Here is a 15163-nt window from a genome sequence, read left to right as displayed (position 1 = left end):
GTTAAAACATTAATTGTGCCGGATTGTTTTGGGCTAGAATAAAAATCTTAGTTTTCGACGCAACGATTTTGCTTTTACTTAATCAACTTTAGCTCACTGATGATATTTTTTGCACCACCAAGCTTGTCAATACACCACAGTACATAACGTACATCCACACAGATAGTACGATTTAAATCCTTGTCAAACGCAATTTTATGGCTAAGTGCCTCGTAGTTGCCGTCAAATGCAAGGCCTATCAAATTTCCGCTGCCATCAATCACCGGGCTACCGCTGTTACCGCCGGTAATATCATTGGTAGTTATAAAATCTACCACCAGGTCGTTCCTGCCCTTATCAATATACTGGCCAAAATCTTTTTTCTTCATCAGCTCAATTTGTTTGGCAGGTAAATCAAATTCATAATCGCCTGCTTTGTATTTTTCTATCACGCCTCTACCCGTAGTAACATAATCATAATGCACGGCATCCCGCGGATTGTAGCTTTTTACATTGCCAAAACTTACCCGCATGCTAAAGTTGGCGTCAGGATACATTTTGCTGGCTGCTGCCGGATTCATTTCCATAATACCCTTCATATAACTTTTACCCAGTGCCGCATTGTTACTGTTAAACGCAGCATACAAGGGCGCATATTTCAGATTGTAGTTTTTTATAAAGGCAGATGCATATGCAAAAGCGGGGTCCGCCTGTAAAACAGTAGCATCGGGGTTAGCAACAAAAGCGGCCCATTTGGCATCATCTAAAATCATTGTTCTATCAAACACATTGCCGGCCCATTTTTTAAATGTAAGCTCCTCTTTTAAATCGCCAAATCCATTTTTAATGCCATCATAAAAACCAATCGGGTGCTGGCTTTTATCTATGTCTGTATAAAAGAGCCGGGCTGTTTGAGCCATAATTTTTTCATCGCTTGGCCTGTCTTCAGCAGCCAAAAAAATTTTCCGTGCAGCAGTCGCAGCATCAACCGATTTTTTGATATCGGCAGAAGAAATACCCTGCTTTACAAGGTTGGTTTCGACCCCGATTAATGAAGCTGCAAAAGCTGCAAGTGGTGAGCCCATGATACCTTCGTTAATGTACTGCCGTTGTTTGCTATAAGGTGTCCATGCCGCATAGTTTTTTGCATAGTCTGCAAAAATATTTTCATATTCGGGTTTGGCTTTTGCCCATGCGGCAAACTTATTTTCATACTCCTGTTTTTGCTCCTGGGTATGAAACTTAATCAGCTGTTTTGTTTCGCCATCAAAAAATTTCCAGTAATTGGCAATGCTGGCATAACTGCTTGCCAGCTTCAATTTTACGGCCGGATCTTTCAGCATCTGTTCGTGCATAATTTTTAAACGCACATCCCTCAAATTAACCAGCGAAGGATTTTCAATTTCATTTTTTAATTTAATGCCATAGCTTGTTTCGTACCGGTTGGTACCGCCGGGGTATCCGTAAATCATTGCATAGTCACCATCTTTAATGCCTTTGATACTTACCGGCAAAAAGTATTTGGGTTTTAACGGAGTATTGTCTTTGCTGTAATCTGCGGGCTTGCCGTCTTTTGTTGCATATACCCTGAAGATAGAAAAATCGCCTGTGTGGCGGGGCCATTCCCAGTTATCTGTATCACCTCCAAATTTACCAACTGTTTCCGGAGGTGCGCCTACCAGCCGGATATCCCGGTATGTTTTGTACACGTACATAATGTACTGGTTGCCTTTAAACATCGGGTATATTCTTCCCGCCAGCGCATTCTCTTTATCCAATACTTTATCGGTAATGGATTTATATACTTCCGGCATTTTTGCAACCCTGTCTGCCCAGGCCAGTCCTTTTACTGCAGCTTCCACATCGGCGGTTACATCCACAATCCTGTCTAAAAACTGCACTGTCAATTCACTTTTTATTTCCTGGTCTTTATTAAATGCGTAAAAGCCATCCTGCAGGTAATTGTGCTCTACTGTACTGGCATTGGCGATGGCAGAATAACCACAATGGTGATTGGTAAAAATCAACCCTTCGCTGCTGACTATTTCACCCGTACAACCGCCGCCAAAAATTAAAATCGCATCTTTTAAAGATGATTTATTAACTGAGTACAATTGCTCTTTTGTTAATTTCAATCCTTTCTTTACCATGTCATTGTATACCTGCTGGCCTAACAACATGGGTAACCACATTCCTTCATCAGCACTTGCTTTTAACAGGGAGAAGGATAACAGCATTAACACCAAAATTTTCTTCATATCGTTTAAATTTAATGAACAAACCTACGCCATATTGATGGATGAAACATCAGTTATTTGTATTATTTAACCCCGGTTTTTATGATATCTATTGATAGTACTTTTGCATATTTCTCCGGCAAGGGTTACCATTGTCCGGCACTATTTTCCGTTTGTAAATTATTACCCGTAAGCCAATTGTAAACAGTAAATTTGTTGTATCATCAAGCACGATATGCATGGCAATTATTGATTTAAAACTTCCGGCAAGTATTGCAAGGGCGCTCAACCTGCCCATCAGTACGCCGCGGAGTCAGCAATTACGGGTTCTTAAAAAGTTGTTGCGCAAGGCCAGGTTCACACAGTTTGGGCAGGCATACAGGTTTGATGAAATTTTAATGAGCAGGCACAGCGGTAAGAAGTTTCAGCAACTGGTACCTACTTACAATTACAGCAAAATATACAAGGAGTGGTGGCATAAGGCCGTGGAAGGAACTTCCGATGTTTGCTGGCCCGGCGTGGTAAAATATTTTGCGCTCAGCAGCGGTACCAGCGAAGCCGCCAGTAAATATATCCCCATTACAAAAGAGTTAATCCGCAGCAACACCATAACAAGTTTCAAACAATTATTGAGTTTAGCCAAATACCAGGATGTTCCCAAAAGTGCCATCGGCAAAGGTTGGTTGTTACTCGGTGGCAGTACACAATTACAAAAAGGCGCCACCTATTACGCAGGCGACCTGAGCGGTATTCAGCAAAAAAATATTCCTTTCTGGTTCCAGGGGTTGGGCTTATATAAACCCGGGAAAAAAATTGCGAGGGAAAAGGACTGGGAAAAGAAACTGGAAGAAATAGTAGAGAATGCCCCTAACTGGGATATAGGTTTTATAGTAGGCGTACCTGCATGGCTGCAGCTCTGCATGGAAAAAATTATTGAAAGGTACCAGCTAAAAAATATTCACGAAGTGTGGCCCAACCTTGCCTTTTATGTGCATGGCGGCGTGGCGATGGAGCCATATAAAAAAGGATTCGTAAAACTACTGGGCAAACCAATCACCTACATTGAAACCTATCTTGCCAGCGAGGGCTTTTTAGCATATCAAAACCGTCAGGATTCAACCGGAATGCACCTGGCGCTGAATAACAATATCTTTTTTGAATTCGTTCCTTTTGATGAAAATAACTTTGACAGTGAAGGAAACATGCTCGACAATCCGGAAGTATTGATGATACATGAGATTGAAGAAAACAAAGATTATTCTATCTTAATCAGTACCAACGCCGGAGCCTGGCGCTATGCCATTGGTGATACGGTAAAATTAATCAATAAAGAAAAAAGCGAAATCATCATCACTGGCAGAACCAAACACTTTTTAAGTTTGGTGGGCGAACATTTAAGTGTGGATAATATGAACAAAGCCATTGAAATGGTGAGTGATGAGTTGAATATTTCTATTCCCGAATTTACGGTGGCCGGCGTACCGCATGAATTATTTTTTGCTCACCACTGGTATGTTGCCACAGACGATGTGATTGATAAAGATGTATTACGGTTACGCATAGACGAAAAACTAAAAGAACTGAATGACGATTATGAAGTAGAGAGAAAGCATGCTTTGAAAGATGTACTGATAACAGTACTTTCAGAAAATACTTTTCTTGAGTTTATGCACTCCAAAGGCAAAGTGGGCGGCCAACATAAATTTCCCCGCGTATTGAAAGGCAAGATGCTGGAAGACTGGCAAAAGTTTTTGCAAAACAATATGTCTGCTGCGGCTTATGCCGAACTTGGCTGATGTAATTAAATTTGCATGGCGAAGGTTGGTACCGTATCCTTTTTATACAAATACCGGATGCAACTACAATTCCTGCAAGCCGCTTCTATTTAATCAATCTCCCAATTTGTAACGCATCCGTTGCTTCGCTCATCATCATTGTATTCCTTTGATGCTTATCTTTAAGCATAATAAAAATTCAATGGCGCAACAACCAATTACACCAAATGAAGGCTCGGCAACAGAACTAAAAAGAACACTTGGCCCGGTAATGTTATGGGGGCTGGGCGTTGGTTACGTTATCTCCGGAATGTATTTTGGCTGGAATCTCGGGCTGCCGGTTGGTGGCACTTTGGGATTGGCCATCGCCACTTTTTTTATCATCATAATGTATGTTACGTTTACCTTTTCCTACACAGAGCTGGCTTGTGCTATACCCAAGGCCGGGGGTGTATTTGATTATGCTACCAGGGCGATGGGAAAAGACATTGGCTTTGTAGCCGGCATGGCGCAGATCATAGAATTTGTTTTTGCACCACCCGCTATTGCCGCGGCCATCGGTGCTTATTTTCATATTTTTTTACCACAGTTTTCTGTTACCAGCATAGCCGTAGTTGCCTACTTTATTTTTACCGGCCTTAACATGTATGGTGTAAAAGCAGCGGCTACTTTTGAGCTGATCATTACCGCCTTTGCTGTTTTTGAACTGGTACTATTTAGCGGCGTTACCCTTCCGCATTTTCATTGGACCAATCTTACCCAAAATGCTTTTCCCAATGGATGGGAAGGTGTTTGGGCTGCAACCCCTTTTGCCGTTTGGTTTTTTTTGGGGCTGGAAGGCGTGGCGAATGTAGCAGAAGAAACAGTGAATCCGCAGAAGAATGTACTAAAAGGTTTTGGCTCTGCATTATTGACGCTGATCATTTTATGTGCGCTGGTATTTATCTCCTCTGTTGGTGTTGGGGGATGGGAAAAAATAGTCTATACAACTCCCGGAGCAGATGCTTCTGATTCACCGCTACCACTGGCTTTGGGACAAATTACCGGTAACAGCGGATGGTTATATCATTTACTGATTACGATTGGTTTAATGGGGCTGGTTGCTTCCTTTCATGGACTGATACTGGCTGCAAGCCGTGCCACTTATGAGTTTGGTAAAACCGGTTGTATTCCTGTTGTGTTTGGTAAAATTCATCCCAAATTTAAAACACCTGTCAATGCGCTGTTGCTGAATATGGCCATCGGTATCATTGCCCTGTTCACGGGCAAAACCGGCGACATTATTACCATCGCCTGCTTTGGCGCCATTGTGTTATACATATTTGCCATGATAGCGGTGTTGGTGTTGCGTAAAAAAGAGCCCCAAATGCCAAGGCCTTTTAAAGTTCCCTTGTATCCCTGGTTTCCTGTACTAGCACTGATCATTGCTGTTATTTCTCTTATAGCAATGACAAGTCTCAACATAAAACTGGCCGTGATCTTTTTTGCTATACTTGCACTTGCTTATATTTGGTTTCATTTTATCGTAAAAAGAAAAACAGATGTCCAATCAACCACAGTTAATAGATAAAGTGTTGCGGCTGTTAGCTGAACAAAATACCGAAAAAGTAAAGCTCGCCATCACCGATATGGATGGCATACTCCGCGGCAAGCTGATGAGCTTTGAAAAATTCAGCGGCATTGTTGAAAAAGGATTTGGCTTTTGCAATGTGGTGTTTGGCTGGGATTCGGCAGATGTGGCATACGATAACAGTCAGTATACCGGCTGGCACTCGGGTTATCCTGATGCTACCGCAGTGGTTGACCTTAATACTTTTCGCCAGGTTCCCTGGGATAATGAAACGCCTTTTTTCCTGGCAGATTTTTGCGACAGTAAAGGCAAAGGGTTGGAAGTTTGTCCCCGCAGTTTATTAAAGAAAATTATCGGGCAGGCTAACAGCAACGGCTACACGCCGTATTTTTCACAGGAGTTTGAATGGTTCAACCTGCAGGATAATACAGAAGAATTATATAACGGAAAATTCCGCGACATAAGGCCGATGACGCCTGGTATGTTTGGTTATTCGTTACAAAGGGTGGCACAAAAAAATGATTATTTTAACGACCTCTTCGATTTGCTCAAAAAGTTTGGTGTTCCCATCGAAGGCCTGCATACAGAAACCGGCCCGGGTGTATATGAAGCAGCCATCACTTATTCAGAAGTCCTGGAGGCTGCAGACAGGGCCGTACTTTTTAAAAGTGGGGTAAAACAGATAGCACATCTGCATGGCGTAATCGCCACATTCATGGCCAAGTTCAACGAAAATTTACCCGGTTGCAGCGGGCATGTGCACCAGAGTTTGTGGAGCACTGCAAAAAAACAAAACCTCTTTTACGATAATAAAAAAGCAACAGGCATAAGCAATTTAATGGAAAGTTATATGGCGGGTCAGCTGGCCTGCCTGCCGTTTATACTCCCCATGTTTGCACCTACTGTTAACAGTTATAAGCGTTTGGTAGAAGGAGCCTGGGCGCCCACAACCTTAACCTGGGCCATCGACAATCGTACCACGGCTTTGAGGGCTTTACCCGGAAGCAGCAGCAGCACGCGGCTGGAAACAAGGGTGGTAGGTTCCGACAGCAATCCTTATCTCGCAATGGCAGCTTGTCTTGCGGCTGGTTTGTATGGCATTAACAATAAACTGAAATTAAAAACACAACCAACAGTTGGTAACGGTTACGCAGACACGAAGAATGGTACATTGCCCAGGAATTTATGGGAAGCAACACAGGCAATGAAAACTTCACCCATTGCAACTGAATTATTCGGTGCCACTTTCGTTGAGCATTTTACCGCAACAAGAGAATGGGAGTGGAGACAATTTTCTAAAGTAGTCACCGATTGGGAACTGAAACGATACCTGGAAATTATTTAAAAAAATTTCGCTATTAAGTGTCAAGTTTTTTGTCCGGGCAAATACAACTGTGTGAATCTTTGGTTGCGTCGCACACTTTTACTTTTTCAGCTTTATGGTACACTTCCTAACTTTGAGGTTTTACCTGGCTTTCGAAAAATTCAAAAACTAAAAATTCGCGGTGATCCGTCCAAATCAGTATCATCAGCGTTACTATCAAAAAAATAATTTGTATGACAGATTTTAATGTAGTAAGACAATTTAATTTTCCCACGATTGTCCGATTTGGCGCCGGTGCCATCAAAGAATTACCGGATCATTTATTGGCCAACGGCTTAAGCAGGCCGTTGCTTGTTACCGACCCAATGGTAAGCGGACTGGACTTTTTCAAAGAGATAAAAGATAGTCTTGCTGCAAAAGGAATTTCTGTAGAAGTGTTTGCCGATATTCATAAAAACCCGGTTAAGAGTGATGTATTAAAAGGGGGAGAAGCATACAACGAAACGGGGAGAGATTGTATCATTGGCATCGGGGGTGGTGCAGCAATGGATGTGGCCAGGGCCATTGTATTACGCATCAACCATCACCGCGATTTATTTGATTACGATGACCTGATTGGCGGCGATCAATATGTTACTGAAGACGTTCCCTATTTTATAACAGTGCCCACAACTAGTGGTACCGGAAGCGAAGTAGGCAGAAGCGCCATCATTTCAGAAGATGATACACACCGCAAAAGAATTTTATTTGCGCCTAAACTAATGGCCAAAATAGTTTTTGCAGATCCGTTGCTTACAATGGAATTACCGCCGTTTGTTACCGCAGCTACCGGCATGGATGCACTGACACATAATATGGAGGCATTCATCGCCAAAAATTTTCATCCAATGGCAGCAGGCATCGGGCTGGAAGGAATATTACTCATCAACCAATCTATCGCCGAAGCCGTTAATAAACCCAGCCTGGAATCAAGAAGTAAAATGATGATTGCCTCGTTAATGGGGGCCGTTGCTTTTCAAAAAGGATTGGGTGTGGTGCACTCCCTGGCGCATCCATTGTCTTCTTTGCTAGATACACATCATGGTTTGGCCAATGCTGTCAACTTGCCGTTCGGTATGCGTTTTAACGCCCCGGGTTTGGAAACTGAATTTAAAAGAATGGCTTTGGCAATGGACCTGGAAAAAACAACAGGCGAAGCTGTGGTCAATCATCTGTTTGAACTAAACCAACGGGTCGGCTTGCCGGTAAGACTGCGTGATATTGGAGTTAAAGAAGAACATATCGAAACATTGAGCGATTTAGCGCTGGCAGATTTTTGTCATCCCAATAACCCTAAGCCCGTCTCAAGAGCGGATTTTAAACAATTGTATACCGAAGCTTTGTAATGATGCATCCAGCAATAAAAATTGGCGTCACCTATACCGGGTCAGATGAAAAGCATAGCAACTATGTACAATGGTTAAAAGGCAGCGACCCGATAGAAATAATTACGCTGCAGCCGCAGCATACCGACTTAAGTTGCATCAAAGATTTTGATGCCATCGTTTTATCCGGCGGCGTAGATATGCATCCCAGGTTTTATAATAATCCCAATATTATATATCCAAACGCACCGTTGCATTTTCATGAAAAAAGGGATGAGTTTGAAATTGCTGTTTTTCACGAAAGCCAGCAATGCCAGTTGCCCTTATTGGGCATCTGCCGCGGTATGCAGTTAATCAATTGCATACAGGGTGGCACTTTGCGGCAAGACATTGGCACAATTTCTAATGCGATTCATCGTTTTGAAGAACACGATAAGGCGCACGGTATTAATATCGTTAAAGGCACTTTGCTAAGCGAAATTACCGGTGTTACCAGAACCATCACCAATAGTGCCCACCACCAGTGCATTGATTTACTCGGCGAAGGACTTACTATTAATTGCGGTTCTGATGATGGCATTATCGAAGGAGTTGAATGGACTGAGAAAGAAAACAAATCGTTTTTCCTGGCAATACAGTGGCATCCTGAACGGATGTATAAATTTCATTTGAGTGAATTGCCATCTGCCAAAAACATCCGCGATCGTTTTTTGAAAGAGATTAAAAAAGTTGCCTGATAAGAGTGATAAGAAGGCTGTGATTGTAAGCTGAGGGCTATCCTGAGATGGCCGGTTAAATACCCCTGATAAATTTTTGTCCCTTTATATTTAAACCAGCTTAAATGAAAAAAATCACCCTGATTATTTGTTGTACATTTTTATGTGCCTTCGGCACATTTGCCAAAGGCGGCGAAGATTCTGCGGTGAAAGAAATGATTCGCCAGGAAAAACTCATCGACTCTGTAGAAAACGCCTTAAAGTGGGAAACAAATTCGGTAACCATTGCCAACGGTATCGCAAAAATAAACCTCTCCAAAGGCTTTAAGTTTTTAAACGCAGAACAAAGCAAATATATCTTACATGATTTGTGGGGCAATCCACCAAAGCCCGATGTACTGGGAATGATCTTTCCTGCCAGTGGTGGCCCGTATGCAGATAGCAGTTTTGCATTTATTGTAACGTACGAAGAGGAGGGCTTTGTAAAAGACGATGACGCTGATAAAATAAATTACGATGACATGCTCGCCGAGATGAAAAAGGGTGAAGCTGATGTAAATAAAGAAAGGGCAAAATCAGGATACGAACCTATTTACGTGATCGGTTGGGCTGCAAAACCTTACTATGATAAAAACAATAAAGTATTGCACTGGGCAAAGGAGTTTAAGTTTGGAACTGCTGATTACAATACCCTTAATTACGAAGTAAGGGTACTGGGAAGAAAAGGTGTTTTATCATTAAACGCTGTAGCAACTATGGCAGAACTGCCGTTGGTGAAAGCCAGCATCGACGACGTGTTAAAAATGCCCGGCTTTACCGAAGGCAATAAGTACAGCGACTTTAATTCAAGCACAGATAAGGTGGCAGAATATGGCATTGGTGCATTGGTAGCCGGTGGAATACTGGCCAAAACGGGCGCCTTTGCAGTGATTGGAAAGTTTTTACTTGCAGGCTGGAAATTTATAGCAATCGGCGCTGTTGCTGCATTTGGCGCAGTGAAGAGGTTTATCACCGGCAGTCGTAAAGAGGAAGATGCTGTTTGATAAAATAAAAGCTTTGTCGAAATGATTTTTACACAAGAGTTGTAAATAAAATGCAGCATTTAAAACAGCTGACAGAATAATAATTTATAGCCAACTTTTCAGCTAAAATAAATAACTTGGTGAGCCCTCCCGGAATGGAGGGCTTATCAATTATTAAAGAGCACTAAAACACTATCATGAAAGTAATTAACCCGGCAACAGAAACCGTTATAACAGAAATCGCCGAGGATACCAATCAATCTATCCTTGAAAAATTTGATTTACTAACAAAAGGACAGCAGGCCTGGTCCAAAGTAAATATTGCTGACCGCATTGCTGCTATTCAAAAATTTTACGACTTGCTGGATGAAAATAAGGATGAACTGGCAGCAACGCTTACCAGCGAAATGGGCAAGCCCTTGCAACAATCTTACAACGAATTGAATGGTGCCCGTGGCCGCATTAAATATTTTATTGACAATGCCGCCAAATATTTGGCAGAAGAATGGGTTACAACAGAGGGCGCTACCAAAGAAAAAATTGTATTTGAACCGCTGGGTGTGATTGCAAATATATCTGCATGGAATTATCCATTTCTTGTAGGCGTAAATGTTTTTATTCCGGCGCTCATCAGCGGCAATGCTGTTTTTTATAAACCGTCGGAGTATGCCACGTTAACCGGGTTGCACATACAGTCGCTCTTATATAAAGCCGGAGTTCCTGAAAATTGTTTTCAAATGGCCATCGGCAAAGGCTCTGTTGGTGAGCAGTTACTGTTGTTGCCGCTGAATGGTTATTTTTTTACCGGCAGCTACCGCACAGGAAAATACATTGCTGAAAAAGTAGCAGGCAAGATGGTTCCCTGCCAGCTGGAGCTGGGAGGAAAAGATCCTTTGTATGTAGCTGACGATGTAGACAATATTCAAAAAGCTGCGGCAGATGCGTTGGAAGGCGTTGTCTATAACAGCGGTCAAAGCTGTTGCGCCGTGGAAAGAATTTATGTTCAGGAAAATATTTACGATGATTTTGTAAACGCCTATGCTGAAGAGTGTAAAAAATTAAAAATCGGTGATCCGCTGGATAAGGATACAGATATTGGTCCGTTGAGCAGAAAAGAACAGCAAGCCTTTTTGGAAACACAGGTAGATGATGCCGTTATTTTGGGTGCCCAAATAGTATGTGGTGGAAAAATACCGGATCGTAAAGGCTACTATTTTGAACCGACAGTGCTGGTGAATGTAAATCACAACATGAAGGTGATGATGGAAGAGTCTTTCGGACCGGTGGTTGGTATACAAAAAGTAAAAGATGACGCTGAGGCTATTGCGTTGATGCAGGATACCAGCTACGGGCTTACCGCAGCAGTATTTTCAAAAAGCTTTGAACGGGCGGAAAACATCATGCAGCAAATGAACACCGGCAGCGTGTACTGGAACTGCTGCGACAGGGTTAGCGCCTCTCTACCATGGTCGGGCAGAAAACATTCCGGTTTAGGTGCTACTTTATCTTACCAGGGTATCAGGGCATTTGTTCAGCCAAAGGCATACCATATCAGGGGATAGCTTCTCCATTACTGGAAAATTGATCAATATAAAAGGCAGCATAGAAAGCAACGTTATTGGCTTGTTTTGCGATTGAATGTTTTGTAAGGGCATTTCAATTTTTAAACAATTAAATAACTTGCGTATGAAACGTTTTTTAATCAATCAATCATTATTTGTAAAGAATGTTGCAGTCATTTTTATTGCAGCAGCAGCTGCATCCGGCTGTCAAAAAAATCCCAACAATTTAAAAAAGCAGGATGGCCTTTCGGAGGCATCTTCAAAACATGTAAAATCCAAAAAGAATTTTACACAGGTCAACCTGGTTGCTTCCTCCGCTGAATATAGCCCCGGGAGGATAGACCCTTTGTTGCTAAATGCCTGGGGGCTTTCGTGGAGCACTACGGGTGTTGCGTGGGTGGCCGCACAGGCTGGCCACGTGAGCACGGTATATAGCAGCGAAGGTTTGCAGGTACGGCCGGCCGTAAATATCCCTTCTCCCGGCGGACCAACTGGTGGCAACCCGACTGGTACTGTTTTTAACGGAGGTACTGGTTTTGTACTTCCGGCACCCAATAATCAACCGGCACGTTTTCTTTTTGTTGGTGTTGATGGTGTGCTTTCCGGGTGGAATGGAGCCGCAGGTAATAATGCGGTGCTGATCAAAAACAATGTGGCTACTTCCGCCTATACTGGTCTTGCAATAGCGGCAAGTAATGGCGCCACTTATTTATACGCTGCTGATTTCAGGGCGGGCAAAATTGCTGTTTTTGATAATGCTTTCAATACTGTATCCATGAGCTTTACCGACCCGGGTCTTCCGGCCGGTTATTCTCCTTTTAATATTCAGAACGTAGGCGACAAATTATACGTGATGTACGCAAAAGTAGGATCCAACGGACGGGATGAAGCCGGAATGGGCAATGGTTACGTGAGTATTTTCACCAACGACGGCTCATTCGTAAAAAGGTTTGTTTCCGGCGGCCAGCTAAATGCACCCTGGGGTATAGCGCAGGCACCGGCAGGCTTTTTTGAAGATGACGACGATGAGCTGGAAGCATCGGAACATACTGTTTTGCTTGTGGGTAACTTTGGCAACGGGCATATCAACGCATACAGAAATGACGGCAAGTTTATAGGTGAACTGGCGCTTCATAAAGCACCGTTGGTAATTGATGGTCTTTGGGCGCTTTCTTTTCCACCGGTTACAGCCACCACGATTGACCCTAACAGGCTTTATTTTACAGCTGGTCCTGACGAAGAAAGCCAGGGTATTTTCGGCTACATTCAGAAAAAAACAGATGATTAGCTGTTGGATCTAATTGCGTAATTATACCATACAAAAAGCTTCCTGCTACAGTCAGCAGGGAGTTTTTTTGTATAAACAACGCTAGTAATTTACAGCTTGAAACATCTCAACAACATCGGAAATTACGGTTTATAATTTAAGCAAAATCACTCTAGGCTTGGCTTTGCCTATTTGCTATCTTTATAATTCAATCCTATCCTATGCAAAGTAAAACAAGCTCCCGGCCTGTTGCGCTCAGGCTTATTCAATTGCTGTCAACTTTTTTCGGTAACCTGTTTCTTTCCCGATCAGAAAAAAATTTTAAACGGCTAAAAGATTTTATCTGCTGATATAGTTTAATGGGAAAACCAATTGGTTCAGATCTTGTTTACGATAGATCTCACCAGGTCATTTTCGTACCCTTTCTGAAGCAAATGATCCTGTAGTTTCTTCTTTTTTATAAAGATGTTTTTTTCCCCTTTCAGGCTTTTTAGCTTCAGTTCTGCCAGCCTGTCCAGGGTTTTTAAGTATTCATCGGCATCAATAGAGCTCAATGCCTTTTTGATGCAATATGCGCTTACCTGCTTCTTTTTTAATTCATATTTTATTTTTACCCTGCCCCAGTTTTTGGTGCGAAAATGGCCCCCTGAATAGTGCACTGCAAAACGTTCCTCATTTAAATAATTATCAGTAATAAGCATACTGGTAATTTCTTCCACTTCATTTTTATTCAGTCCATAGCCATATAATTTATCCTGCACTTCGCTGTGGCAACGCTCCTGGTAGGCGCAATAATTTTTTGCCTTTGGCAATGCCTGTTGCGGCGTAAGGCGTTGCTGTACTTTATCTGTCATTCGTAGCCCGAAAATAATAAATTTAAAACCGATGTTGTTGGGAAAGGCTGGATATATTAAATCGCAATTAAATTATTAACTCAGTCCGATATTTCAATACGATCTTTTCCATTTGCCAAATGCCCGTCATCATATTGGCAGTAATTAAAGTGGTTCCAAGTTAAATGCATTCGTTTATTCCTGTAATTTAACCGGCTGTTCTTTTTTAGCTACTTTTAGCCGTTCGCTTGTGAATAACCGGTTACAAATAATATCTTGGTTTCATTACCGTCATTATTTTATCTTTGATTTTTAATAAAATATATTATGAAGTTTATTGTTTCTTCTTCCGCCTTGCTTAAACAACTGCAGCAGATCAGCGGTGTTATCAATGCCAATACCGTATTACCCATTCTGGAAGATTTTTTGTTTGAAATCGATAAAAGCCAGCTAACAGTTGTAGCCACCGACCTGGAAACAGTAATGAAAGTACACTTGGATATTGAGGCTAAAGACAGTGGAAGAGTTTGTATACCTGCAAAAATATTGCTGGATACGCTAAAAAATATCGCTGAACAACCGCTTACTTTTACCATTGATAAAAACTTTGGCGTAGAAATTACAAGTGATAATGGTAAGTACAAGGTAATGGGCGAAAACCCCGATAACTTTCCAAAAGAACCTTTGGCCGATGATGCCAACTCTTTTACCATGACCTCAACAGCACTCGTTACAGCCATCAACAAAAGTTTGTTTGCTGTAAGTAATGACGATTTGAGACCCGCCATGACCGGAGTTTTTTTCGAACTGGATAAGAAAGGATTGACCTGTGTAGCAACTGATGCCCACCGGTTGGTGAAATACAAAAGAAGCGATGTTAGTTGTCCTAAAACGGATACATTTATTGTTCCCAAAAAACCCTTGAATCTTTTAAAGAGCGCTTTGCCGGATAATGCAGATGAACTGACTTTATCTTATAACAGCAACCATCTTTTTGTAAAGCATGGCGGAACAGAACTGGTTTGCCGGTTGATTGATGCCCGTTTCCCCGATTATAAAGTGGTTATTCCTGTTGACAATCCTTATAAATTAACTGTTAATAAAAGTGATTTTCAAAGCGCCCTGCGCAGGGTAAGCGTATTCAGTAACAAAAGTACCAACCAGGTGGCGTTAAGTATCAGCGGCAGTGAATTGCAGCTTGCGGCACAGGATGTTGACTTTAGTTTTGAAGGCAATGAGCGTATGGCCTGCCAGTACGATGGCGAAGATTTGCAGATTGCATTCAATGCTAAATTTTTAATTGAAATGCTGAACGCTGCTGAAACACCGGAGATCGTTATTGAATTAAGCACCCCAACAAAAGCAGGTATCATTAAACCTACTGAAGTAGATGAAAACGAGGAACTGCTGATGCTGGTGATGCCCCTTATGTTGAATAATTAAGCGCTCAATCAAGTCTTTTGATATAACAGGATCTGCAAAGGCGCAGATCCTGTTTTCGTTTTGAGAAACGA

At 42.0% G+C, this 15163-nt stretch carries 11 protein-coding genes; 9 read left to right on the top strand and 2 right to left on the bottom strand.

Features of this window, described 5'->3' with window-relative positions; all coding sequences use genetic code 11:
- Positions 1-74: 74 nt before the first annotated feature.
- Entirely contained in the window at positions 75-2237 is a 2163-nt protein-coding gene (locus JWR61_RS02715; RefSeq protein WP_301926319.1) for a S46 family peptidase, read from the bottom strand.
- Between the two features lie 218 nt (positions 2238-2455).
- Between JWR61_RS02715 and JWR61_RS02710 the strand changes: the two genes are divergently transcribed.
- The 8 genes from JWR61_RS02710 to JWR61_RS02675 all read left to right on the top strand — a co-directional run bounded on the left by JWR61_RS02710 (position 2456) and on the right by JWR61_RS02675 (position 12837).
- The gene (locus JWR61_RS02710) at positions 2456-4012 is read left to right on the top strand and encodes a GH3 auxin-responsive promoter family protein (protein WP_301926317.1); all 1557 of its coding nucleotides are present in this window, start codon (positions 2456-2458) and stop codon (positions 4010-4012) included.
- Positions 4013-4193: 181 nt separating this feature from the next.
- Positions 4194-5561: an ethanolamine permease gene (eat, locus tag JWR61_RS02705; RefSeq protein WP_301926316.1), complete on the top strand. Its 1368-nt coding sequence runs from the start codon at positions 4194-4196 to the stop codon at positions 5559-5561.
- Entirely contained in the window at positions 5533-6906 is a 1374-nt protein-coding gene (locus tag JWR61_RS02700) for a glutamine synthetase family protein (RefSeq protein WP_301926314.1), read from the top strand. Before eat ends, JWR61_RS02700 begins: the two co-directional genes overlap by 29 nt.
- Positions 6907-7118: 212 nt before the next feature.
- A complete protein-coding gene (locus tag JWR61_RS02695) occupies positions 7119-8270 on the top strand; it encodes an iron-containing alcohol dehydrogenase (protein WP_301926313.1) in 1152 nt (383 codons plus the stop codon).
- Positions 8270-8986, top strand: coding sequence for a gamma-glutamyl-gamma-aminobutyrate hydrolase family protein (locus tag JWR61_RS02690; RefSeq protein ID WP_301926312.1), 717 nt, complete (start codon positions 8270-8272; stop codon positions 8984-8986). Before JWR61_RS02695 ends, JWR61_RS02690 begins: the two co-directional genes overlap by 1 nt.
- A gap of 104 nt (positions 8987-9090) precedes the next feature.
- Positions 9091-10008 (top strand): DUF2167 domain-containing protein, encoded by a 918-nt coding sequence (locus JWR61_RS02685; protein WP_301926311.1) that lies wholly within the window; start codon positions 9091-9093, stop codon positions 10006-10008.
- A gap of 176 nt (positions 10009-10184) precedes the next feature.
- On the top strand, positions 10185-11549 hold the full coding sequence (locus JWR61_RS02680; RefSeq protein ID WP_301926310.1) for an aldehyde dehydrogenase family protein: 1365 nt from the start codon (positions 10185-10187) through the stop codon (positions 11547-11549).
- 124 nt (positions 11550-11673) lie between these two features.
- A complete protein-coding gene (locus JWR61_RS02675) occupies positions 11674-12837 on the top strand; it encodes a TIGR03118 family protein (RefSeq protein WP_301926309.1) in 1164 nt (387 codons plus the stop codon).
- 356 nt (positions 12838-13193) lie between these two features.
- On the opposite strand, the gene JWR61_RS02670 is transcribed toward JWR61_RS02675, so the two are convergent.
- Entirely contained in the window at positions 13194-13670 is a 477-nt protein-coding gene (locus tag JWR61_RS02670) for a regulatory protein RecX (protein WP_301926308.1), read from the bottom strand.
- Positions 13671-13976: 306 nt separating this feature from the next.
- On the opposite strand from JWR61_RS02670, the gene dnaN reads away from it, so the two are divergent.
- Positions 13977-15092 carry a DNA polymerase III subunit beta gene (gene dnaN / locus JWR61_RS02665; RefSeq protein WP_290341334.1) on the top strand — a complete coding sequence of 372 codons (1116 nt, stop codon included), beginning with the start codon at positions 13977-13979 and terminating at the stop codon, positions 15090-15092.
- The last annotated feature ends 71 nt before the right edge of the window (positions 15093-15163 follow it).

It is taken from the genome of Ferruginibacter sp. (assembly GCF_028288465.1).
Lineage (GTDB): Bacteria > Bacteroidota > Bacteroidia > Chitinophagales > Chitinophagaceae > Ferruginibacter.
Note: the sequence above shows the minus strand (reverse complement) of the source record. Positions and strands in the feature narration are given on the sequence as shown.